At 70.5% G+C, this 21,936-nt stretch carries 19 protein-coding genes and 1 pseudogene; 11 read left to right on the forward strand and 9 right to left on the reverse strand.

Annotated features, from left to right (window positions below; all coding sequences use genetic code 11):
* The first annotated feature begins 31 nt into the window (after positions 1 to 31).
* Positions 32 to 778 carry an epimerase gene (locus tag LCL61_RS21140; protein ID WP_340688432.1) on the forward strand — a complete coding sequence of 249 codons (747 nt, stop codon included), beginning with the start codon at positions 32 to 34 and terminating at the stop codon, positions 776 to 778.
* 14 nt (positions 779 to 792) lie between these two features.
* Here the strand turns inward: LCL61_RS21140 and LCL61_RS21145 are convergent, their stop codons facing one another.
* Both LCL61_RS21145 and LCL61_RS21150 read right to left on the reverse strand, forming a co-directional pair.
* Complete coding sequence (locus LCL61_RS21145; protein WP_340688433.1) at positions 793 to 1,116, reverse strand: hypothetical protein; 324 nt, start codon at positions 1,114 to 1,116, stop codon at positions 793 to 795.
* Complete coding sequence (locus tag LCL61_RS21150; protein WP_340688434.1) at positions 1,113 to 1,442, reverse strand: alpha/beta fold hydrolase; 330 nt, start codon at positions 1,440 to 1,442, stop codon at positions 1,113 to 1,115. Before LCL61_RS21150 ends, LCL61_RS21145 begins: the two co-directional genes overlap by 4 nt.
* Before the next feature lie 25 nt (positions 1,443 to 1,467).
* On the opposite strand from LCL61_RS21150, the gene LCL61_RS21155 reads away from it, so the two are divergent.
* On the forward strand, positions 1,468 to 2,703 hold the full coding sequence (locus LCL61_RS21155; protein ID WP_340688435.1) for an acetyl-CoA hydrolase/transferase family protein: 1,236 nt from the start codon (positions 1,468 to 1,470) through the stop codon (positions 2,701 to 2,703).
* Between the two features lie 318 nt (positions 2,704 to 3,021).
* Here the strand turns inward: LCL61_RS21155 and LCL61_RS21160 are convergent, their stop codons facing one another.
* The 3 genes from LCL61_RS21160 to LCL61_RS21170 all read right to left on the reverse strand — a co-directional run bounded on the left by LCL61_RS21160 (position 3,022) and on the right by LCL61_RS21170 (position 5,407).
* A complete protein-coding gene (locus LCL61_RS21160; RefSeq protein WP_340688436.1) occupies positions 3,022 to 3,786 on the reverse strand; it encodes a GAF domain-containing protein in 765 nt (254 codons plus the stop codon).
* Between the two features lie 20 nt (positions 3,787 to 3,806).
* On the reverse strand, positions 3,807 to 4,403 hold the full coding sequence (locus tag LCL61_RS21165) for a GAF and ANTAR domain-containing protein (protein WP_340688437.1): 597 nt from the start codon (positions 4,401 to 4,403) through the stop codon (positions 3,807 to 3,809).
* A gap of 278 nt (positions 4,404 to 4,681) precedes the next feature.
* Positions 4,682 to 5,407, reverse strand: coding sequence for an SDR family NAD(P)-dependent oxidoreductase (locus LCL61_RS21170; protein WP_340688438.1), 726 nt, complete (start codon positions 5,405 to 5,407; stop codon positions 4,682 to 4,684).
* Positions 5,408 to 5,498: 91 nt separating this feature from the next.
* Between LCL61_RS21170 and LCL61_RS21175 the strand changes: the two genes are divergently transcribed.
* Positions 5,499 to 6,062 (forward strand): MarR family winged helix-turn-helix transcriptional regulator, encoded by a 564-nt coding sequence (locus LCL61_RS21175; protein ID WP_340688439.1) that lies wholly within the window; start codon positions 5,499 to 5,501, stop codon positions 6,060 to 6,062.
* A 32-nt stretch (positions 6,063 to 6,094) separates the two neighbouring features.
* Complete coding sequence (locus LCL61_RS21180) at positions 6,095 to 6,700, forward strand: LysE family translocator (protein WP_340688643.1); 606 nt, start codon at positions 6,095 to 6,097, stop codon at positions 6,698 to 6,700.
* Positions 6,701 to 7,402: 702 nt separating this feature from the next.
* On the opposite strand, the pseudogene LCL61_RS21185 reads toward LCL61_RS21180, so the two are convergent.
* Both LCL61_RS21185 and LCL61_RS21190 read right to left on the reverse strand, forming a co-directional pair.
* A pseudogene (locus LCL61_RS21185) lies at positions 7,403 to 7,552 on the reverse strand (MerR family transcriptional regulator); the annotation flags it as partial.
* Positions 7,553 to 7,581: 29 nt separating this feature from the next.
* The gene (locus LCL61_RS21190) at positions 7,582 to 8,361 is read right to left on the reverse strand and encodes an alpha/beta fold hydrolase (RefSeq protein ID WP_340688440.1); all 780 of its coding nucleotides are present in this window, start codon (positions 8,359 to 8,361) and stop codon (positions 7,582 to 7,584) included.
* Positions 8,362 to 8,616: 255 nt separating this feature from the next.
* On the opposite strand from LCL61_RS21190, the gene LCL61_RS21195 reads away from it, so the two are divergent.
* On the forward strand, positions 8,617 to 9,417 hold the full coding sequence (locus LCL61_RS21195) for an SAM-dependent methyltransferase (RefSeq protein ID WP_425342019.1): 801 nt from the start codon (positions 8,617 to 8,619) through the stop codon (positions 9,415 to 9,417).
* Positions 9,418 to 9,648: 231 nt separating this feature from the next.
* Here LCL61_RS21195 and LCL61_RS21200 read toward each other — a convergent pair whose 3' ends face one another.
* Positions 9,649 to 9,831: a hypothetical protein gene (locus LCL61_RS21200; protein WP_340688442.1), complete on the reverse strand. Its 183-nt coding sequence runs from the start codon at positions 9,829 to 9,831 to the stop codon at positions 9,649 to 9,651.
* A gap of 218 nt (positions 9,832 to 10,049) precedes the next feature.
* On the opposite strand from LCL61_RS21200, the gene LCL61_RS21205 reads away from it, so the two are divergent.
* The 3 genes from LCL61_RS21205 to LCL61_RS21215 all read left to right on the forward strand — a co-directional run bounded on the left by LCL61_RS21205 (position 10,050) and on the right by LCL61_RS21215 (position 12,429).
* Complete coding sequence (locus LCL61_RS21205; protein WP_340688443.1) at positions 10,050 to 11,000, forward strand: DMT family transporter; 951 nt, start codon at positions 10,050 to 10,052, stop codon at positions 10,998 to 11,000.
* Positions 11,001 to 11,214: 214 nt separating this feature from the next.
* Positions 11,215 to 11,907 carry a GAF and ANTAR domain-containing protein gene (locus tag LCL61_RS21210; protein WP_340688444.1) on the forward strand — a complete coding sequence of 231 codons (693 nt, stop codon included), beginning with the start codon at positions 11,215 to 11,217 and terminating at the stop codon, positions 11,905 to 11,907.
* A 210-nt stretch (positions 11,908 to 12,117) separates the two neighbouring features.
* On the forward strand, positions 12,118 to 12,429 hold the full coding sequence (locus LCL61_RS21215) for an ANTAR domain-containing protein (protein WP_340688445.1): 312 nt from the start codon (positions 12,118 to 12,120) through the stop codon (positions 12,427 to 12,429).
* A 19-nt stretch (positions 12,430 to 12,448) separates the two neighbouring features.
* On the opposite strand, the gene LCL61_RS21220 is transcribed toward LCL61_RS21215, so the two are convergent.
* Entirely contained in the window at positions 12,449 to 13,444 is a 996-nt protein-coding gene (locus LCL61_RS21220) for a LacI family DNA-binding transcriptional regulator (RefSeq protein ID WP_340688446.1), read from the reverse strand.
* 94 nt (positions 13,445 to 13,538) lie between these two features.
* Between LCL61_RS21220 and LCL61_RS21225 the strand changes: the two genes are divergently transcribed.
* From LCL61_RS21225 to LCL61_RS21235, 3 genes are all read left to right on the forward strand, one after another.
* A complete protein-coding gene (locus tag LCL61_RS21225) occupies positions 13,539 to 14,390 on the forward strand; it encodes a phytanoyl-CoA dioxygenase family protein (protein WP_340688447.1) in 852 nt (283 codons plus the stop codon).
* 662 nt (positions 14,391 to 15,052) lie between these two features.
* The gene (locus tag LCL61_RS21230) at positions 15,053 to 18,481 is read left to right on the forward strand and encodes an AMP-binding protein (RefSeq protein ID WP_340688448.1); all 3,429 of its coding nucleotides are present in this window, start codon (positions 15,053 to 15,055) and stop codon (positions 18,479 to 18,481) included.
* Positions 18,478 to 21,936 carry an amino acid adenylation domain-containing protein gene (locus LCL61_RS21235; RefSeq protein ID WP_340688449.1) on the forward strand — a complete coding sequence of 1,153 codons (3,459 nt, stop codon included), beginning with the start codon at positions 18,478 to 18,480 and terminating at the stop codon, positions 21,934 to 21,936. Before LCL61_RS21230 ends, LCL61_RS21235 begins: the two co-directional genes overlap by 4 nt.

Below are 21,936 nucleotides of genomic sequence, written 5' to 3' on the forward strand. Positions count from 1 at the left end.
CCACTCCGACGAACCCAGAAAGGCTTGAGACATGAACAAATTCGCGGTGGCGGGAGCGACCGGGCGGCTGGGACGGCACGTCGTCGACGTCCTCACCGAACGGGAGTGCGAAGTCGTGCCGATGTCCAGGGCCACTGGCGTGGACATCGTCACCGGTGACGGTCTCGCCGAGGCGCTCACCGGGGTGGGCGTCATCATCGACGTCGCTTCGTGGCACGCTTCCGACCAGAAGGCGGCGACGGAGTTCTTCCGTACGTCGGCCCGCACTCTGCACGAGGAAGGCCGCAGGGCCGGTGTCACCCGGATCGCCGCGGCCTCCATCATCGGCGTCGACAACGCCACCACCGGTTTCCTCGCCGCCAAGAAGGACCACGAGGAGTTCCTGACGTCCGGTCCGCTGCCGGTCCGACTGCTGCGGGCGGCACAATTCCACGAATTCGTCGTTCAGCTGCTCGACTGGCGCCGCGACGGCGTCGCCTACGTCCCGGCCATGCCCACCCAGCTCGTGGCCTGCCGCGCCGTGGCCGAGGAACTGGTCGATCTGGCCACCGCTCCGGCCGCGCCGGGACCGTCGATTCCCGAGATCGCCGGCCCACGCCGGGAGATCATGGCGGAGGCGGCCCGGCTCGTCGGCGCCCGCCTGGGCATCAAGGTCGCCGACGCCGACGCGGCAGGCGTGCCCGACGGCGACATCGCCGCCCGAGGCGGGTTCTTGCCCGGTCCGCACGCCAAGCTGGCCGGTCCGACCTTCCGGGACTGGCTCGAAACCCAGCCCTGAACGGTCGCGGCGGTTCAGCCCGTTTCGGGCCGCATCTCCAGCCAGCCGCGGAGCGCGGCGACGAATTCCTCGGAGGCGTCGGACTCGACGTAGGTGCCGGCGCCCTCGACGATCACGGTCCGATGGTCGGGGAAGGTCGCCTCCAGGCGTTCGCGTTCCTGGGGACGGAAGGCGATGTCGGCGTCGCCCCACATGATCAGCGTCGGCAGGTGGGCGACGTCGGCGAGACCGGCTTCGACCTCTTTGAAGAAGGCTTTGCCGGCGAGGGTCCGGCCGGGGAGTACGGCGGAGGCCTGCAGCCGCGCGGGGGTGTCCAGTGCCCGGCGGTACTGGGTCATCTCGGCCGCGGTGGGTTTCCGCCGTCGGTGGCCGGTGGGGATGAAGGTGTTGACGAGGAGGTTGAACCGCCGGACCAGGAAGCGGCCCGCGGCCAGGCCCAGGTGTTCGCTAGCACGAGCCGATCGAAGGCGCCTGGCCGTCGCTGAGCGGCGGCCAGGCCGATCAGTCCGCCCCAGTCCTGCCCGGCCAGGGTCGTTCCCTCGATGCCGAGCGCGTCGAGGAACCCGGTGACCACGTCCGCGTGCTCCTCGGGCCAGTAGCGGTAGCCGGGCTCCGGCGTCGACAGCCCGAAGCCGCGGTGCGGGACATCCTCCGGACCAGCCACGCGGCCCCTCGGGCATGATCGGCTCATGCGCGTCTTGTCGGAGAGTCAGCTCGGTTCCGTCCTGGCGGGCGTTCCCGCGTCACGCCCCAGGGTGGTGGTGAGCGGGAACTTCGCCACCCCGATGCGGGCGCTGAACGTGCTGGACGCCGCGCTGGCGGAGTACCGGTTGTTCGCGTTGAACGCGCAGGCGGGAATGCCGGACCGCGAAGGGGTGCTGCTGGAGACGCCGTTCGTGGGTGCGGGGATGCGCGGCCGCGCCGGTCTGCGGTACTTCCCTTCGCGGTTGTCGCTGGTGCCGCAACTGCTCAAGACCGCGTTGCCGCCGGACGTCGTCCTGCTGCACACCTCGGTGCCGGTGGACGGCGTGGTGTCGCTGGGCACGGAGGTGAACATCCTGCCCGCGGCCGTCGAGGCGGTGCGGGCGAGGGGTGGCCTTGTCGTCGCGCAAGTCAACCCGGAGATGCCGTTCGTCCACGGTGACGGGCTCCTTCCGGTCAGCGAGATCGACTACGCCCTCGATGTGGCCGAGCCGCTCCTGTCGCCGGTCCCGCGGCCGGTGGGGGACACGGCGCGGACCATCGGTGAGCGGGTGGCCGGACTGGTCGAGGACGGCGCGACCCTGCAACTGGGCATCGGCGGGATCCCGGACGCGACACTGGCCGCGGTGACCGGACGACGCGGACTCGCGATCTGGTCCGAGATGTTCAGCGACGGCGTTCTCGCGCTCGACCGCGCCGGTGCCCTCGATCCGGCTGTGCCGGTGACGGCGTCGTTCGTGTTCGGTACCGCGGAACTGTACCGATGGCTCGACCGCAATCCGCGGATCCGCTTGCTACGCACGGAAAAGACGAACGATCCCGCCGTGATCGCCCGGCAGCGCGGCCTGGTGTCGGTGAACAGCGCGCTCGAGGTGGACCTGTTCGCGCAGGCCAACGCGAGCCGGGTGCGAGGGGCGATCTACTCGGGATTCGGCGGCCAGACCGATTTCGTGGTCGGGGCGCTGCATTCACCCGGCGGGCGGGCGATCATCGCGCTGCCGTCGTGGCATCCGAAGGCCGACGTCTCGACGGTCGTGCCGCGGCTGGCCGGGCCGGTGACGTCGTTCCAGCACAGCTTCCTGGTGAGCGAACACGGCGTCGCGACCATCTGGGGCAACGATTCCAACGAGCAGGCGCGGCAGATCGTCGACCATGTCGCGCATCCCGAGGCCCGGGAGGAACTCGTGACGCGGGGCAGGGAACTGGGCTTCACGCTTTCGTAGCGAGGTACCGGATTGCTGTGAGGGGTAAGGCAATATGGTGATTCACGAAACCCACTTCGGGACATGAGCACCCGGCGCCCGACCCGCGGAGTTTCCAAGCCGTCAGTTCTGGGCGGCCTCTTTGATGCGGTCGCCCGCCGCCAGGTAGCGCGCGGTCGTCTTCTGCAAGAAGGATTCGACCTCGTCCCGCAATGACGCCGCCCAGGCGCTCGACGGTCTGAGCGGCGGCGCCGGACGCGAAGCAGAGGCCTCCCGGATCGCGGCGGTCGTCGACGCGCAGGCCGACGGTACCGCCGATCCCGACTACGGTGGCTGGGCTCAGGCGCTGTCCTGGTCCCCGGCAACGACGGCGGGGTCGAGGGTGCCGCCGGTGATCGCACCCGTCACCTCACGCAACGCCCGGCCGTTTTCGTGGACGTAGGCGAGAATCGCGGCTTGGGCCGCCGCCGGCTCTATCCCGAGTGTTCCCGCCACGACGCCGACAGCCTGGCCGAGCTGGACCCGGCCGTTCAGCGCGGTGACCGTGGCCTCCAGGAACCGGTCCGAGCGGCGGCCACCGCGTTCTTGCACCAGCGCGAGCACCGCCAGATCCGACACGACCTGCGCCAACTCCAGCTGCCACCGCTCCAGTGTCATTTCGGTGTCGTAGAGCAGGTTGAATCCGCCCATCGCCTGCCCGTCCAGCCGCAACGGGACCGCGACCGCCGCGCGGAATCCGGCCGCGAGCGCCGCCGGGACGAACTTCGGCCATCGCGAACCGTCCTCCGCGAGATCGGTCGAGCTGATCACGGTGGCCATCGCGATGGAATCGACGCACGGTCCCTGATCGATGTCGGTCTGCAGCGATTCCAGGAACCGCGTCTTCCCGGCGGATGCCACCACCTCCAGTCCGCCACCGGGGCGCGACAGGAGCACACCGGCCGCGGACGCCCCGAGCAACTCGGTACCCACATCGAGGATCAGGCGCAGCACGGTGTCGTTGTCCGGCGTGCCGACCAGGCGCGCGGTTATGGCGGCCACTGCTCCGGTCAGGTCGGAGGGCAGCGTGCCGGGATCGCCGCCAGCCCTTGGATGACGACTCATGTTTCCTCCAGGTCGACGGTTCATTCGGCGAGCTCGTCCAGGACGATGCGCCGTTTCAGCACATCACGGGCGACTTCCAGGATCGACCGGTTCCGGCTGTAGGCATGTGCGCGCAGGCGGGTGAAGGCGTCATCGAGGCCGATGTGCAACTGAGCGGCCAGCATTCCGGTGGCCACATTGACATCCTGGTACGACCGAACCGGCTCCGGGGCGAATTCGTGGCCCTCGGCCTCTGCCGACCGCGCCTGCCGCAATAACGCCGCAGCGCCGAGATCCGCCGCCAGCACGGCATCCCTCAGCTCGTCGCTGGGCAGCCCGCCGGGACTATGGCGAATCAGTTCCAGGGTGCCGAGCCGGATGGCGCCGAGCTGGAGCGGGAACGCGAACATCGCCGCCACCCCGCTGGCGAGGGCCGCCTGCGCGAAACCAGGCCAGCGCACCTGCTCGATATTCAGATCCGGGACCAGCACCGGAGATCCGCTCGTGAACGCTTCCACGCCGGGCCCCTCGCCGACGGTGTACTGCGCTTCCGCGAGGTCGGCGGCCCCCTGTTCGCTGGCGCCCAAGACCTCCTCGGCGTGCGAACCACCCCGCAACGCCAGGATCGCCGCGTCCACCTGGCCCAAGGTCTCCACACAGGCGAGACAGACCGTCTGTGCCCAGCTGTCACGACGACCCGCCACCTCGGCGGCGGAGGCGATGGCCCGCCACAACGGTCTTCGACGCCGCCCATCCACCGCCGTGCTCCTTCTCCGCCTGGGCCACTCCGGGGCCGGCGCCCCGGAACCGTAACCCTACGAGATGACGCCGGTGACGGCAGCTTCGTCCTCGCCTCATGGAACCGAGGTCGTGGAACGACGCGAGGACGGTGAGGATGACGGAGCCGCACTGGTCCTCACCTGCTCGGGTGGGCGCCGCCGTTGACTCCGAGAGTCTGTCCGGTGATGTGCCGAGCGCCCGCGGAAGCGAGGAAGTACACCGTTTCGGCGATGTCGACGGGAATCCCGGCACGGCCGGTGCAGGTCGCGTCGACCAGTTGCTCGGCCCGCTCGGCGGGGAGCTTGTCCCGGAAGAACTCGGTTTCCCGGATGTAGCCAGGCGCGACCACGTTCGTGGTGATCCCGTGGGCGCCGAGCCGGCGGGCCAGGTCGACGTTCCACGACGCCAGCCCGGCCTTGGCCGCGCCGTACGATCCGGCACCCTGGTCGGCGGCGATGGACCCGATGTGGATCACCGATCCGCCTTCGGACAGCCTGCTCTCCACGGCGGTGGTGGTCAGCACCGCGCTGATCAGGTTGGCGTCCAGATTGGCCCGCCACCGCGCGAGGACTCCGGCGAGCCCATCCCGCTCGGGGAGATCGAAGTCGGCGTTGCCGCCGGCGTTGTTGACCAGCACGTCGATCGGTCCGTCCAGCTCGGCCAGCGAGGCGACGACCTGCTCGGGATCGGTGCTGTCGCAGACGAGTGGCCGGACCGACGAGCCCAGTTCGGCCGCCGTCGCGACCAGTACGTCCTTGCGTCGTCCGGTGATGTGCACGACGGCGTCCGACGCCGCGAATTTCGCCGCCACGGCCTTGCCGATGCCGGTGCCCCCACCGGTGACCAGGATTGTCCGAGTCATCTGACTTCCTTCGTGTTCGCCGATCCCTGTCACGTTTAGGTCTAAATGATAGGCTGGGCGGCGTCTGGCGACAACCGTGGTGGAGGTCTGGATGAGTGCAGCGGCCGAACAGGACCCGACGCCGGACGCGGCGGACGAGATCGAGGCGGCGTGGCAGCGCGAACGGCCCGGAACGTCGACCGAGTCCATCGGCATCGTGACCCGGGTGTGGCAGCTGGCCAAGGTGTTCGGCGAGGACCGCCGCCGTGTCCTCTTCGACTCCGGCGTCGATTCGGCCACGTTGGACCTGCTCAGCGTGCTCCGGCGCAGCTCGCCGCCGTACTCGTTGACGACCAGGGAACTGGCGAGGTCGACCCTGGTCACGGCGGGAGCGATCTCGCAGCGGGTGGCCCGCGCGGAACGCGAGGGATTGGTCGAGCGGCACACCGAACCGCCCGGCCGCAGCGTGTACGTGACACTGACCCCGGCCGGGCACGCGCTGGTGGAGCAGACCGTCGACCGGGTGCTCGAGCGGGAACTCGAACTGATTTCCGGGCTGAGCGACGAGCAGCGGGCTCAACTCGCCTCACTGTTGCGGGTGCTGCTCGCCGAGGTACAGAGCCGGTGCGACGATCACGGTGTTTCCCATGTCGGCGATGTCGGTACGGCCCTCTGAACCCGCCGGGGGATCGCTTGACACTGTTCACTGTGCTCGCTTTCACGGCCGCGGCGGCGGTCATCGTCATCGTTCCGGGGCCGGATCAAGCGCTCCTGCTCCAGACGAGTGCCGCCGCCGGACGTCCGGCGGCGGTGCGCACCGCCGCCGGGGTCCTGCTCGGCATCGTCTTGTGGGGTATCGCTTCGGTGGTGGGGCTATCGGCGTTGCCGGCCAACGGCAGTGTGGCGTTCCGGGTCGTCACGGTGATCGGCGCGGCCTACCTGATGTGGCTCGGGGTCATGGCTCTGCGTTCCGCGCTGTCGCCGCCGGCTCCCGCGCCGAACCGGGAAGGTCGCGGGAACACGGGTTTCTTCCTGCGCGGACTGCTCATGAATTGCCTGAATCCGAAGATCGGCCTGTTCTATCTGTCGATTCTTCCGCAGTTCCTCCCGGGCTCGGCGGCGTCGGCCCTCGGCGCCGAGCTCGTGCTCTTCGCCATCTATGTCACGGTGAGCGCCCTGTGGTTGTTCGGGTTCGCGTTCGCGGCCGGAAGTCTCCACCCGTTCCTGAACCGGCCGCCGGTCAAGAGATCGTTGGATTCGGTCGTGGGCGTGATCTTGCTGGGACTCGGAGTCGTCGCCTTGGTGGGAGTGTGACGGTGTGGTCGTACGACAGGATGAACCGGCTCTGTGACGGGAGATTCTCGTGCCGCGGCCAGGGTGAACGGCGGTGTCCGGTGCCGGGGCCACGCGTTCCAGCTTCGTCCAGCCGGTCCAGCCTCGCGTTCTCAGCAGCTCGATCAGGCGGCGGGCCGGCGGGGCGGTGTCGAAGGCCAGGGTGTCCATCAGATCGGCGAACGGTGGGGTGACCTCGGTGTCGCCGACATAGGCCTCGTCCCGCTCGTCGGCCATCCGCGTGATGTAGACGGCCAGCTTGTCGGCCAGCTCGACCAGTTCGGGATCGTCGCCTGCCCGGTCGAGAGCCTGTCCCAGGGTGAGATAGAAATCGATGAGCGGTGGGTCGGTGATCTGCTCCCTCTTGCGCGCCGCCCACTCCGGGACTCGCTCGGGTGAATGCGCGGCCAGCAGGATCCAGCCGTCCCGCTCGACCTGGACGATCCGCTCGTCGACACCGTGCGCCCGCAGCCGGTCGAGAATCTCGACCACCTCCGGGGGCAGCACCAGACCGTCCCCGGAGGCGAGCCGGGCGATCCGCTCGCGATGCCGCTGCCGCTGCCGGATCTCGGCGCGCAGCCGCTTGTCGATGTCGGTGACCGCCGCGGCGAATTCCCTCTCCCCGGCCTGGAGCAGTTCCCGCACCCGCGACAGCGGGACCCCTGCTTCGGCGAGAGTCCTGATCGTGATCAACTCGACCACGGCACCGGCGTCGTACCTCCGGTAGCCGGAGTGGTCGCGCCCGGGCTCCGGCAACAGGCCCTTGGCGTGATAGTGCCGCACCGCGCGCACCGTCACCCCCGCGTACGACGCCAGCTCGCCGATGGTCAGCATCTGTCCAGTGTCCTCGACCCGCGTGCTGGTCAGAAGGTCGCCTCGCGGATCAACCGGGAGATCTCCCGGGCGTGGGTGACGACGAGCCGGTGGTCGGCGTCGAGCCGCGACGTGGTGAGGTGTGGCCGTTCCCGGACGAGCCGTTCGACTCCGGCCCGCCAATTCTCGTTGCGCCACCGCGCCTGATCGTCGTCGCTGTTCCCGGCCATCGAGGTCGACATGATGAGGTGGATCGGGCGGTCGATCTTCCGGTACCGGTCGAGGATGCCGGAGCGCACCGCTTCGATCTCGATGTTCAGATCGAGGAAGTCCTGAGGAGTCAGCAGCACCTGACGCTCGGTGCCCGCGACCCGCTCGAACTCGTGCCGCAGTCCCTCGGCCATCGCACGGAACCCCGGCAGGTCGGCCTCGGTGAGGAACGGTTCGGGTACCGGATTCGCGCCGTCGATGAGGACGAGCCCGGACACGGCATCCGGATGACCGGCGGCGTAGTGCACGGCCAGGTCCGCGCCGAGCGAATGCCCCACGAGCAGGGGCGCGTGGTCTTCCAACTCCGCCATGACGGCGCCGAAATCGCCGAGGAACGCCTCGAAGGTGTACCGGTCCGCGGACGAGGAGAGGCCATGACCCCTGAGGTCGAAGGTCATCACGTCGTGGTCGCGGCGCAGCAGCTCGATCAGCTCGCGCAGGTCGGCCTGAGTCGTGAGGAGCCCGGGACACAGGACCAGCGGCCGTCCCCGGCCGCCGCGGGAGACCTGGATCGCGACGCCGTCCCGGTGGACCGTGAAATGGCTGTCTTTCGTGCTCATGGCGGCCATGCTGACGGGTTGCCCCAGCGTCAGGGTCAACCCGCCGCCGGCTTCAGTGCGGGTACGGCCGGATGATCGCCGACGGCGGCACCGCGCCGCCCAGGAGAACCTCCTTCGATCGCGACCGTCCGTTGACCGGCTTTGTTCCTCTTGTACTTCAGTGGCCGGTGTGCGAAACGGTTTCGGGTGAGGTATCGCAGTCGGTACCGTACCGGCGACAGCGGTGTACCGAGAGTCGAGACAGTGCGAGGTGCGGTGTCCGTGGCGGGTGAACGGGTTCCGGAGGGGGTCGACATCCGGGTGCCCAGTGCGGCACGGGTCTACGACTGGCTGCTCGGCGGTAGCCACAATTTCGACGCCGACCGCGCTGTCGGGGAGAAGGTCATGGCGGTCCTGCCCTCTGGCCGTCAGGTCGCCGCGTCCAACCGGGCGTTCCTTCGCCGTGCCGTGCAGTACATGGTCGGACAGGGCATCACCCGGTTCCTCGACCTGGGTTCAGGGATCCCGGCGGTCGGGAACGTGCACGAAATCGCCCAGGCCATGGATCCCGAATGTCAGGTGGTCTACGTCGACTACGACAAGGTCGCCGTCGCCCACAGCCGCCTCATCCTGGACGGCAACCCGAACGCCGCCGTCGTCGAGGAAGACCTCTGCGAGCCTCAGGCGGTCCTGAATTCGCCCGCGGTGCGGGCCTTGCTGGATTCCGGCCAGCCGATCGGGCTGCTCATGGTGGCCGTGTTCCATTTCATCCCGGACAGCCTGCACCCCACCGAGATCGTCGCCCGTTACCGGGAGGCACTGCCGGCAGGCAGCCTGGTCGCGCTGTCGCATCTGACCGCCGACCACGCGCCCCGGGAAATGGCGGCGGTCACCGAGGCGATGAAGAACAGCAGGGATCCCATGTACTTCCGCCCCTACGCCGAGGTCGCCGCGCTCTTCGACGGACTGGAGCTGATCGATCCCGGTGTGGTGAGCGCGCCACACTGGCATCCCGAACCCGGCCTCCGTGACATCGAACCGGACGACGTCTACGCCGGGGTCGGACGCAAGGTCTGAGGTCCTCGGCGTCCTGTTCGCGACGTGAACGGATTTCCCGGCTTGCCCATGCGCGTCATCCGGTGGCGTCACCGTTGGGGGAAGAGTCGGTACGACGACTGGCTGCGCATACCGCGCAGAATCTCGGCGTGGCGGACCGCCTCGATCGTCCGGACAGTCCTCACGCGCTTGCCGCGGCAGCCACCCATCGAGATGAATGGTTACGCGTCTACCGGGAAGCCTTCGGTTTCGTCAGCCTCGTACTCCGCCCGGCCTCCGGGTGACGCCGCGGTCGACGCAGATGTCCCACAACGGGCCGGACTGACAGATCATGACGATGTCTTTCTTCTTCGAGATCTTCTTGTCGTAATGCGTGCACTTCGGACCTGAGGTCGTGTCCCGGTAGCAGGGATTCGCCGAAACCCGGCCCGGCATACCGCGATTCGAACAAAGTTTCCCCTCTCTCGGAGCTTTGCGCGGGAATCGGCCTCGCCGGTGAAAGACCAAACTGGGGATTGCCGCGCGCAGGCCGACAGAACGCTGTCGACCTGTCGGTGTTCGTCCGACGATGGGCGGTGCCGGACGTGACCGGCCCGGTCGTGGATACCGCCGGGGTGGCGACCGGGTTTGAGTCCGTTTGTCATGCTGCCGGTGTGGCAACCACGGAAACACAGCCTGTCCAGGCGCCTGCCGGCCGGGGGAGAGCACTGGTTCTGGTGTGTCTGGCCGGCGTGCTCTGGGGCACGATCGGTCCGGTCATCCCGGTCGTCCACGACGCTTCGGGCCTCTCACCACTGGCCATCGGCGGGTACCGCGCCCTCGTCGCGGTGGTCGTCCTGGTGATCGCCGCTACCGTGATGCGGCGGTCGCGCGACTGCGTGCGGCTCGGTCGTCGGCATTGGCGGCGGGTGGCGGCGGTCGGGGTTTCGACGGCGATCTTCCAGCTGCTCTTCTTTGTGGCCGTCCTGTGGGCCGGGGTGAGCATCACCACCGTGGTGTGTCTCGGGTTCGCGCCGGTGCTGTTGCTGATCACCGGCAGCGTCCGGCGTCGCCGCCGGCCTTCCGCCGGCCAGTTCCTCACGGTCGCAGTCGCACTGGCCGGGCTTCTCCTGGTCAGCGTCGCCGGCAGCCCCGACGGCGAAGCGCCGTACCCGGCGCTAGGTGTGCTCACCGCACTCGCGTCCGGCGCCGCCTACGCCCTCTCCGCCGACGCAGCCGGGCCGTTGTCCCTACGGCTCGACACGCTGACCATGACCACGACGACGACCTGCGTCGCGGCGATGGTGCTCGTTCCCGCCGGACTGATCGTGCCGTTGGCGAGCGGCGGTGGGACGTGGACCGGCGACCTCGGGTCTTGGGCGCTGATCGGCTACCTCGGGGCCGTGACGATGGCGCTCGCCTACGCGTTGCTGTTCACCGGCCTGCGGACCACACCCAGCGGCGCGGCGGTGGTGGCGACCCTGCTCGAGCCGGTCACCGCTGTCGTGATCGCCGTCGTCTGGCTGGGTGAGCGGCTGACGGTGGCCGGTGTCGTGGGAATCGTGCTGATCATGACCGCGATCGGCAGCCTCGGACGTCAGTCGAAGGAACCGGCACCGCAGTGATCCGGCGCTACCGGGGGAAAATCGCCGGTCGTCCAGAGTGGACTCAGCGGTCGAATCGGTCGGCGAGACCAGCGGCCCGGCGCCGATCCGCGGCCCGAGTTCGTCACCTCGACCGGTATCCGCCCGGCGGTCGAAACGCTGTCCATCACTTCCTTTGGTGATGAAGAGCTGTCGTCTTACGCTGGCATCCTGTCCACGAGACAAGGAGCCGCACGTGACCGATGATGCCGCCGCGGACGGTCTTGGCAAGAAGCTCGGCGAGATCGCCCGCGCTCTGGCAGCGGAGCCGGATGTCGACTCGACGCTGGACGCCATCGTGATGGCCGCGGTCGACCACATCGAGGGTGCCGAACACGCTGGTATCTCCCTGGTCGAGCGAGGGCGCCGGATCCGGACCGTCGCACCGACCGGTGAAGTAGTCGTCCAGATCGACGAGGCGCAGTACCGCACGGGCCAGGGTCCTTGTGTCGACGCCATTTTCGAGCATCGCGTCTACCGCAGTGGTGACCTCGCCCGCGAGAGCCGTTGGCCCGACTTCGCGCCCGCGGCCGCCGAGACAGGCGTGCGGTCGATGATGTCGTATCGGCTGTTCACCACGGACACCACCCTGGGCGCGCTGAACCTGTACTCCCGCGCCTGTGACGCGTTCGGCGACCGGACCGAAGAGGACGGTCAGCTGTTCGCCACCCACGCGGCCATCGCGCTGGTCGGGGCGCAGACCGAAGCCAAGCTGCACGTCGCGGTCGAGCACCGAGACGTGATCGGCATGGCCAAAGGCATCCTCATGCAACGCCACGACCTCGAGCCCGCCCAAGCGTTCCGGATGCTCGCCGACTCGTCACAGAACTCGAACGTCAAACTGCACCAGGTCGCCGCCTGGCTCGTCGAGCATCGCCGGGAGCTGTGAGGTCCGCGGAAAGGGCCGGCGCGGTCTCGGTGCGCGCTTCCGCGTAGGCTGTCGGAACGGAGGTCCTCGCGCGTATCAGCCGATTGGCGCGTCCACCTTCACCGCACACCGATCACGCGCGACCGCCGAAGGGCCTCGCCGCAGGACGGAGTGCAGTGCGTCTTCCTCGTCCAACACCGGGCAGGAACATCACCACCGCACCACGATCTCGTGGTCACGGTCGTGATCGTCCTGCTCTCTGTCGCTGTGCTCCTCTCCTTCCACGGTGGCGCCGGGCGACTGGAGACGACCATGGAATCCCCAGGTGACGAGCAAGCACGCGAAACCGCCACACGCATCCGGGAAGCGTTGGGAGACCGCGTGCTGATCGCCCACGCCACAGGCGTCCTGATGGAAACAAGCCACGTCAGCGCCGAGAAGGCCTATGCCCTGCTCGTCGAGCGATCGGAGCGGGAGGACATCGGGCTCCGTGCGGTCGCGGACCGATTGGTCACCGACGCCACCGGCTCCGCCCCGTCCTGACACGCGGTGCGCCGTGGGCTCAGCTCGTTTCCCGGACGACCAGCCGGTACGGGGCGACGATCGAGCGCGGAGATCGCGGGCTCGCCATCTGCTTGGCCAGCCGGTCGAGGGCGAGCTCGGCGATGCGATCCTTGTCCGGGGAGACAGTGGTGAGAGCCGGGACACCGAACCTGCCGTCTTCGATGTCGTCGAAGCCGACCAGTGCCAAGGAGTCCGGCACCGCGACGCCGCGGTCGGCGGCGGCTCTCAACGCGCCCAGCGCGAGTTCGTCGGTGAAGCAGAACACCGCGTCGGGCGGCCGGGGAGAGTCCAGCAGCCGCAGCATCGCCTGATGGCCGTCGGCGCGGTGCAGACGTGGCACGCTCACTTCGAGCTCGGGTTCGGCCGGTAGCCCGGCCTCGGCGAGCGCTTCCCGGTAGCCTGCCAGCCGCTGGCGGGCGGTCGCGTTGAGCGACCGCGGTTGGCTGCCGACCGCGGCGATCCGCCGCCTGCCGCGCGCCAGTAGATGCGCGGTGGCCTCGCGTGCGGCCGCGACGTTGTCGATCGCGACGTGGTCGACCCCGGCGGTACCGTCGTGCTCTCCGAGAAGCACGAGGGGGGCGGTGTCGGTCCGGGAGGCCAGTTCCGCCGGGGCCACCGCCCACGGACTGAACAACACGCCGTCGACCAGTTGGCTGCGCCGTCCGTGCAGCAGTTGCGTTTCGCGTTCGGCGTCGCCGTCGGTCTGGTCGATGAGCACGGTCAGTCCCCGCGCTTCGGCGATACGCACCGTCCGCGCGGCGAGCTCGGAGAAGTAGGGCGAATCGATCTCCGGGATCACCAGCGCGACCAGTCCGGTCCGGCCTCGCCGGAGTGTCCGGGCGGCCATGTTGGGCCGGTAGCCGAGGGCATCGATACTCGCTTGCACCCGCTCCCTGGTCGCCGGGGCGACGTACCGGAAGCCGTTGACCACGTTCGACACCGTCCGCACGGACACTCCGGCGTGCTCGGCCACATCCCGCAGCTTCGGGTTCATCCTCTTCCTCTCGCTCCCTGCGAGGATAGCTCTTGCAACGTGGCATGCCACGTTGCAAACTGGGGTGACGCTGCCGTGTCGCCCGGAGGTCGAGATGCCCGTCCACCACGCCGCCCCCGCCCCGCTGTCCGCCGACGAACTCGAATCCTTGACCGCCCGCCTGCACCGGGAGGGCATCATCGGCCTCCCGCAGGCGTTCACTCGTGACTGGGTCGGACGGCTGGGCGAAGACATCGAGACGGCCTTCGCCGAAGCGCGCGGGCGCGAGAATGGTGCGGTCGGTCGCGGACCCAACCGGTTCTACGTCGAAATCCATCCCGAACAGTTGAGCGGGTTCGCCGAGTTGGCCTCCCATCCGTGGATCACCGCCGTCGCCGAAGCCGTGCTGGGACCGGAGTACCGGATCGTCGAGGTCGGGTTCGACGTTCCACTGGCAGGCGCGATCGACCAGCCGTGGCACCGCGACTTCCCGATGCCCGAGGAGACCGCCCGCCACCGCAAGCTGAACTCGTTGGCCGTCAACGTGACCGCCGTCGACACCGAACCGGATATGGGACCCTTCGAGATCGCGCCCGGCACGCACTGGGAAGACGGCGGCGCGTTCGAGCACGGGATGTTCCCTCCTCGAGAGGCGTACCCGCGCTACCGGGAACTGGCTGTACGCAAATTCCCTCGCATGGGCGACATTTCGATCCGGTCGGCCCTGACCGTCCACAGAGGAACCGCGAACCACTCGGCCAAAAGCCGCCCCGTCCTCGTCCTCGGTCTCGACGCGCCGGGAGCGGGCAACGACGCGCGCCACGACACCGCCGTGACGCACGAATTCTGGACGACCCTGCCGGATTCGGTGCGCGCCCATCTCGATTGCCCGATCGTCGATTCCCTGCGGCCCATCACTCAGAAGCACACCATCGAAGGTCTCGTGATGGGCGAATCCGAATCCTGAGGCTGTTTCGCGCGGGAGAAAAATCCCACCGAAGTAACGTCCCTCTGATTCACGAATTCGCCTGAAATGGACACACGTCGATTCGCGAGGCAAGCGAGCCGAACGACTCATGCGTGAGGCTGGGATGCGTGCCGGTCCACGTCGGTCGTCCATCGCCGGGCGGGTGTTCGCCGCGTCCGGGAAGCCGATGTTCTCCGCCTGCCCCGCGCGGGGCCGCCGTGGGCGTCTTGGCAAGCCCTTGAACTTCACGCCGCCGCGGCCGGCGTTGAAGACGAGAGGTTCATCCGTGGATCGGGATCCGTATTTCTGAATCGATTGTGGAAACGGCTCGCCGGTTGCCGGTAAATGTGGCTCATGACATGGTGTCGGTTAATATCCGACGTGTCACCGAAAGTGATCAACCGAGTGTCGTTGGTGGCCGAACGATGGTCGCGAAGTGTCATCCAGCGTGCGGATTCGGGCGTAAGTCGTGGATAACTGCGACGTATGGTCCAATATGGATGGATCGTTCGGACTAAATCAGCGGAAATCGTATTCCTCGACGCGGCCGGTCGTCTTAACCTTGCGTGATTCTTCACCTGATCTGCACTGGGGAGCAAGATGAAGTCCACGCCGTTGTTGTCGCGCGCCCGAAAGACCTCGGAGCGACTGCTCGACGCCCGATGACGGAACCCGGCTGCGTCAGCCGATTCGACAGGCACGCCCGGCAATCGCCCGACCACGTCGCGGTCTTCGAACACGGCACAGGGCTCACCTACGCCCGGCTCTCCGGGCTCGCGGGCGGCCGCGCGCTGCGGTTACGCGACGCCGGTGTCCGGCCGGGGGAGCGGGTCGGGCTCGTCACCGGGCACGGCAGCGCCGCGATCGCGGCGATCCTCGGCACGCTCGCCGCGGGCTGCACCTACGTCCCACTGGACCCGACCTTCCCCCGGGAGCGTCTCGAGTACCAGCTCACGGCCGCGCGGGTGACCGCCGTGCTCGCGGATCCGGAGTACGTCGAGCTGGCAGAGTCCTTGTGCGGCCCCGGATCCGTGCGGCTTGTACGCGCGGGCACGGAGACCGCGCCGCTCCCGGTGCCGGAAGCCGATCCGGACGGCTTGGCGTACGTGCTGTTCACCTCCGGGTCCACCGGCCGTCCGAAGGCCGTCGCGCAGACCCACCGCAACCTCCTGCACGTCGTCGACAACCAGATCACCGCCCTCGGCATCACCGCGGCCGACCGGCTCAGCCTGCTCGCGTCGTTCGGTTTCGACGCGGCGATCCCGGACCTCTACCCGGCACTGCTCACCGGCGCCGCGCTCGTACCGGTCGACCTGCGCGCGCACGGCCTCGCCCACGCCGCGCGCGAGCTGGCCCGGCACGAGGTGACCGTCTATCACTCGACGCCCACGGTCTACCGGCACCTGCTCGACGTCCTCGGCGAGACCGGCCTCCCGTCCGTGCGGACCGTGCTGCTCGGCGGCGAGCAGGCGACCCACGCCGACGTCCGCCGGGGCCGGTTCGCGCCGGAGTGCGTGTTCGTCAACGGCTATGGCGCCACCGAGGTGACCTTCGCCGCGCACTACCGGACGACCGCCGCCGAACTGGACCCGGACGCCGAGGGACCCTTGCCGATCGGGCGCGCGCTGCCCGGCTTCACGCTCACCGTGCTGGACAGCGGCGAACTCGAAGTGCGCGGGCGGCATCTCGTCGACGGCTACCTCGACCAGCCGAGCCCGGCGTTCGGCGTCACGGCCGACGGTGGCCGCCGCTACCGGACCGGCGATCTCGCCGCGCTGCTGCCGGACGGGAACCTCGTCTGCCTCGGCAGGCTCGACCGGCAGGTCAAGGTCCGCGGTTTCCGGGTGGAGCTGACCGAGATCGAGGCCCGGCTCGCCGAACAGCCCGGCGTGGCCGAGGCCCGCGCGATCGTGCGCGACGGCGACCTGTTCGCCTACGTGACCGCGGCCGGCCCGCGTCCGGACGGCCGGGCGCTGCGGGCCGCGCTGGCGGACGTCCTGCCCGGCTACTCGGTCCCCGCCGCCGTCGCCGTGCTGGACGCTTTTCCGCTGACCGTCACCGGAAAACTCGACGAACTGGCGCTGCCGGACCCGCGGACGGCCGCGATCGTCCCCGCCGAGCGGCTGACCCCGGACGAGGAACGCGTGCACCGGATCTGGTGCGCGGTTCTGAGCCGCGACCGGATCGGGCGCACCGAGGCGTTCTTCGACGCCGGCGGCGACTCGCTGCGGCTCGGCCGGGTGCAGGCGGGGCTGGCCGAGGAGTTCGGGGTGGACGTCCCGCTGCTCGTCCTGTTCGAGCACACGACGATCGCCGGGCAGGCCGCGTGGTTCACGGAGTCCACTTCGGACACTCCGTCGCCGGTCGCCGCAGAGGAGCAGACCGGTGATCTCATCGCCGTCGTCGGGCTGGCCTGCCGGTTCCCCGGCGCGCCGGACGCCGCCTCGTTCTGGTGGAACCTCTGCGCGGGCGTCGACTCGATCCACGACTACACCGATGACGAGCTGGCGGCGCTGGGCATCGGGCCGGGCCTGCGTGCCGACCCGGCGTACGTGCGGGCCGGTGGCCGGATCGAGGGCATCGAGGAGTTCGACGCCGGGTTCTTCGGGTTCACCGCCGACGAAGCCGCGCGGACCGACCCTCAGCATCGGCTGTTCCTCGAAACGGCGTGGCAGGCGCTGGAGGACGCGGGCCGCGACCCCTCCGCCGAGACCGGGCCGGTCGGGGTGTTCACGAGCACCTCGGTGAACCGCTACTTCCTGTTCCACCTGTTCGGCAACCCGGCGGTGACCGGCGACGTCGACCCGGACGACTGGGAGGGGCGGCTGCCCGGCCGTCAGCTCACCGATCACCTGCCGGGCCAGGTGGCGTACCGGCTCGGGCTGACCGGGCCGGCGGTGGCCGTGCAGAGCGCGTGCTCCAGTTCGCTCGCGGCGGTGGCGCTGGCCGCGCAGAGCCTCCTGGACTACCGGTGCGACGTCGCGCTGGCCGGTGGGGCGAGCGTGACGTGGCCGCGCTATCGCAGTGGCGGGCTCGTCTCGCCGGACGGCCGTTGCCGCGCGTTCGACGTCGCCGCGGCGGGCGCCGGGTTCGGTTCGGGCGCCGGGGCGGTCGTGCTTCGGAGGCTGGCGGACGCGGTCGCCGACCGTGACCACATCTACGCCGTGCTGCCCGGCTGGGCGATCACCAACGACGGTCCCGACCGCGCGGGCTACGCCGTGCCGGGACCGGCCGGACAGGCGGCCGCGGTGGCCGAGGCGCTGGCCGTCGCGGACGTCGCCCCGGACGAGGTCGCGCTGCTCGAAGCCCACGGCAGCGGCACCCCGCTCGGCGACGCGATCGAGGTGGCCGCGCTCAACCGCGTCTACCGGGACACGCCGCCGGAAACGTGTGCGCTGGGTTCGGTGAAGACGAACATCGGGCACCTCGACACGGCGGCCGGTGTCGCCGGGCTGATCAAGGCCGTGTTGTCGGTGCGGCACGGCGTCATCCCGCCGAGCCTGCACTTCACGGCCCCGCATCCGGAGGTCGACCTGGCGGGCGGCCCCTGGTACATCCCGGCGAAGGCCACCGACTGGCCCGACCGCGAGCGGCGGGTGGCCGGGGTCAGCTCGTTCGGCATGGGCGGCACGAACGTACACGTGATCGTGGAGGAGGCCCCCGCCGTCCCACCACGGCCGGAGGCGAGCGGTCCGTTCGTCCTGCCGGTGTCCGCGCGTGACGCGAAGGCGTTGCGCGAGGCGGTTTCCCGGCTGCGAGACCGGCTCGCCACGGACGCACCGGACCTCAGGGACGCGGCGTACACGCTTTCGGTCCGGCGGGCGTTCGCGTGCCGGGCCGCCGTGGTGGCGGACTCGGTCGCGTCGGCGGTGGCCGCGCTCGATGCGGTGCTGACGAACGGAACCGACGTCGAGGGCCCCGCAGGGGCAGAGCGAGACCTGGCCGTTCATTGGGCCGGGGGCGGCGACGTCGAGTGGGCAGCGGACGGCGATCCCGGCCGCGTCCCCTTGCCGGGCTATCCGTTCCAGCGGGAGCGGCACTGGATCGACCCATCGCCTCACCACACAACCGACCAGGAGACTCCTCGGTGACCGACACCTTGCCCGTCGTGGGTGGCCACGGACCGCCACTGTCCTATCCGGACACCACGATCACCGGGCTGATCCTCGCCCAGGCCGCGCGCACCCCGGACGCCGTCGCCGTCCGGCAGGGTGACGCCCGGCTCACCTACCGCGAACTGGTCGCGTCGGCGACCGGCGTCGCCCGGCTGCTGTGGGCCCGGGGTGCCGGGCCCGGCACCCGCGTCGGCGTCTGCGCTGACCGACGGCCGGAGCTGGTCTCGACCGTTGTGGGCGTGCTGCTGTCCGGGGCCGCCTACGTGCCGCTCGAACCCGGCGGCCCGAAGGCGCGGCTGGCCGAAATCGCCGGGGACGCCGAGGTCTCCCTTGTTGTCGGCGACCGCGCCAAGGCCGAATTCGGTGCCGCGCAAGGCATCGAGGCGCTCGACGTGCCCCCGCCCGCGGACGGACCCGCCGAATGCCCCGCCGGGCCGGACGACCTCGTTCACCTCCTCTACACCTCCGGCTCCACCGGCCGCCCCAAGGGTGTGCTGACCAGTCACCGCAACGTGGTCGCGTTCGTCACCGGGTTCGCCGCCGCCCTCGGGATCCGGCCCGGCGCCCGGGCGCTCGGTATCTCCTCGCCCGCCTTCGACGCCTTCACCATGGACGTGTTCGTCCCGCTGGCGCACGGCGGATCGGTCCAGCTCGCCGGCGCCGCCGACCGGGCCGACCCCGAACGGCTGCGGCGGTTCCTCGTCGAGCACGACGTCGAGTGGGGCTTCGTCACGCCGACGCTGCTGTCCATGGTGGACCCCGCGGCCGTGCCCGGCTGGCGCGTCATCGCCTGCGGCGGCGAGCCGGTGCCCGCGGAGCTCGCCGCGCGCTGGCTGCCGGGACGGCGGTTCTTCAACGCTTATGGCCCGACCGAGACCACCGTCGTGGTCGTCACCGACGAGGTCACCGGTATCCCCAGCGACCCGCTGCCGCTCGGCCGCCCGACGCCGAACCACCGGGCGTACGTCGTGGACGCCGGGCTGCGGCCGGTCGCGCCCGGCGAGATCGGCGAGCTGCTCATCGGCGGCCCTGGCGTCGCCCTCGGCTACCTCGGCAGCCCCGAGCTGACCGCCGAGAAGTTCGTCGACGACCCGATCACGCCGGGAGAACGGCTCTACCGCACCGGAGACCTGGCCCGGGAGCTGCCCGACGGGCGTCTCGAGTTCGCCGGCCGCGCCGACCGGCAGGTGAAGGTCCGCGGCCAGCGGATCGAGCTGGGCGAGGTGGAGGCGGCGCTCACGACCCACCCGGACGTCGACGCCGCCGCCGTGACGGCCGTCCCCGGCCCGGTGGGCACCCGGCTGGTGGCCTTCCTGGCACCGGCGTCGGCACCGTCCGATGTGGACGAACTCGGCCGGGACCGGCTCACCGCGGCGATGCGCCCGGCCGCGGTCCGGGTGCTCGACCGCCTGCCGGTCAACCCGCTCACCGGCAAGATCGACCGGCCCGCGCTGCGCGACCTGGCCGAAGCGGTGCTGGCGGGACGACGGGAGGACCTCGGCCCGCTCGGCACCCCGGCAGAACGCGCGGTCGCGGCCATCTGGCGGCGAGTGCTCGGCGACGGCGCGGGGACGGACTTCCTGGCCTCGGGCGGGAACTCGATCGCCGCGATGCGCCTGGTCGCGGCGCTGCGCACGGAGCTGGCCGCGGACGTCGCCGCGGAGGACGTGCTCGCGAGCGGCACTCTCGACGGGCTCACCCGGCGGGTCGCGGCCGCGTCGCCGCTGACCGGGCCGGGCCTGACCACCGGGCACGCGCCCACCCTGTCGCCGCAGCAGCGGCGGCTGTGGTTCCTCGACCAGCTCGCCCCGGACGCCGCGCCGTACAACATCGCGATGGCGTTCCGGCTGACCGGTGCGCTGGACGTCGACGCGCTGCGCCACGCCTTGCGCGCGGTCGCCGAGCGGCACGATGTGCTCCGCTGGCGGATCCGCGCCGTCGACGGCGCGCCGGTGGCGGATCGTCTGCCGCCGTCGGACGTTCCGCTGCCGGTGGCGCCGGTGACCGAGGACGGTCTGCGGGCCCGGCTGGCCGCCGACGCCGCGACGCCGGTGCACCTGGACCGTGAGGCTCCCTGGCGTGTGCGGCTCTACCGGCTCGGCGAGACGGAGCACGTGCTCGGCTTCACGCTGCATCACGCGGTGTTCGACGGCTGGTCTCAAGACCTGCTGTGCGCCGACCTTTCGGCGGCCTACCGGGGCGAGCCGCTGCCACCGCCGGTGGCGTCCTATGCGGATTACGCGGTGTGGCGAGCCGGACGCGACGAACGCCGGGAAGCGGTGGATGTCGCGTGGTGGACCGAACGTCTCGCCGGTGCACCATCCACAGTGGACCTTCCGCGCGACCGGCCGCGCCCGGCCGTGCAGACCTACCGGGGCGCAAGCCTGCGTCAGTCCTTTTCGGACGGTGTCGCCGAGTCGGTGCGGGCGCTGGCCGCCCGCACCGGCACGACACGCGCCGGGGTGCTGCTCGCCGCGTTCGGCCAGCTGCTGCGGCGGCTCACCGGGGCGACCGACCACCTGGTCGCCACGGTCGTCGCCGACCGGCAGCTCGCCGAATGCCAGGAGGTCGCGGGGTTCTTCGTCGACATCGTGCCGGTGCGGCTGCGGGCCGACGACGCCGCGGACTTCGCCACGCACGTCCGCGACGGCGGCGCGGGACTCCTCGCCGCGACCGCGCATCCGGCCGCCCCGGTCGAGCGGCTCGTCGAGGCGCTCGGCGTGCCCCGCGATCCTGCGCGTGCCCCGCTCGTGCAGGTGATGTTCAACGTCCTGAACTTCGCCGAGCCGAGGCTGGACCTGCCGGGAGTGGCCTCGGCGTGGCTGCCGGTCGACAAGCCGGGGTCGCCGTTCGACCTCACGGTGTACGTCCACGACGACGGCGTCGAACTGCTGTACAACCCGGATCTGTTCGACCACACCCGGATGGCCGGGCTCGCCGAGGACTACGTCGCCCTGCTCGGCGCGCTGGCCGCGGCGCCGGACGCGCCGGTCGGGACGAGCGTGCCGGAGCTGCCGCGGGCGGACGTCCGCACCGCCGCTCCCGCCGCGGCGGCCCGCGTCAGGGCACGCCCGGTGCCGGTGGTCGCGGATCCGGTGGCGCTCGCCGCGACCGAGGCCGTGATCGCGCGTGCCTGGTGTGACGTCCTGGGCGTGGCCGAAGTGGGGCACACCGAGAACTTCTTCGACGTGGGCGGGCATTCGCTCGCCCTCGCCCGGGTGCACGCCCAGGTCACCGCCCGGCTCGCCCGCCGGATCCCGATGGTCGACCTGTTCACCCATCCCACCGTCCGCGCCCTCGCGGCGCACCTGCACTCCGGCGACGCCGCCAGCCCGGAGCTGGCGCGCGCCGCCGAACGCGTCGCCGCCCGCCGCGGCCGCACCCAGACCAGAAGACCCCGTCGCACCGCCGGCCCGGCCGGCCCCGGATAG

This window comes from Amycolatopsis coloradensis (genome assembly GCF_037997115.1).
GTDB classification, from domain to species: Bacteria; Actinomycetota; Actinomycetes; order Mycobacteriales; family Pseudonocardiaceae; genus Amycolatopsis; species Amycolatopsis coloradensis_A.

What these genes read in the sequence shown, in the direction of transcription:
- LCL61_RS21160 (WP_340688436.1), bottom strand. Translation starts at nt 3,786, where the DNA reads ATGAGTCGTCATCCAAGGGCTGGCGGCGATCCCGGCACGCTGCCCTCC.
- LCL61_RS21200 (WP_340688442.1), bottom strand. Translation starts at nt 9,831, where the DNA reads ATGCCGGGCCGGGTTTCGGCGAATCCCTGCTACCGGGACACGACCTCA.
- LCL61_RS21145 (WP_340688433.1), bottom strand. Translation starts at nt 1,116, where the DNA reads ATGACCCAGTACCGCCGGGCACTGGACACCCCCGCGCGGCTGCAGGCC.
- LCL61_RS21225 (WP_340688447.1), top strand. Translation starts at nt 13,539, where the DNA reads ATGCCCGTCCACCACGCCGCCCCCGCCCCGCTGTCCGCCGACGAACTC.
- LCL61_RS21140 (WP_340688432.1), top strand. Translation starts at nt 32, where the DNA reads ATGAACAAATTCGCGGTGGCGGGAGCGACCGGGCGGCTGGGACGGCAC.
- LCL61_RS21220 (WP_340688446.1), bottom strand. Translation starts at nt 13,444, where the DNA reads ATGAACCCGAAGCTGCGGGATGTGGCCGAGCACGCCGGAGTGTCCGTG.
- LCL61_RS21170 (WP_340688438.1), bottom strand. Translation starts at nt 5,407, where the DNA reads ATGACTCGGACAATCCTGGTCACCGGTGGGGGCACCGGCATCGGCAAG.
- LCL61_RS21175 (WP_340688439.1), top strand. Translation starts at nt 5,499, where the DNA reads ATGAGTGCAGCGGCCGAACAGGACCCGACGCCGGACGCGGCGGACGAG.
- LCL61_RS21155 (WP_340688435.1), top strand. Translation starts at nt 1,468, where the DNA reads ATGCGCGTCTTGTCGGAGAGTCAGCTCGGTTCCGTCCTGGCGGGCGTT.
- LCL61_RS21230 (WP_340688448.1), top strand. Translation starts at nt 15,053, where the DNA reads ATGACGGAACCCGGCTGCGTCAGCCGATTCGACAGGCACGCCCGGCAA.
- LCL61_RS21190 (WP_340688440.1), bottom strand. Translation starts at nt 8,361, where the DNA reads ATGAGCACGAAAGACAGCCATTTCACGGTCCACCGGGACGGCGTCGCG.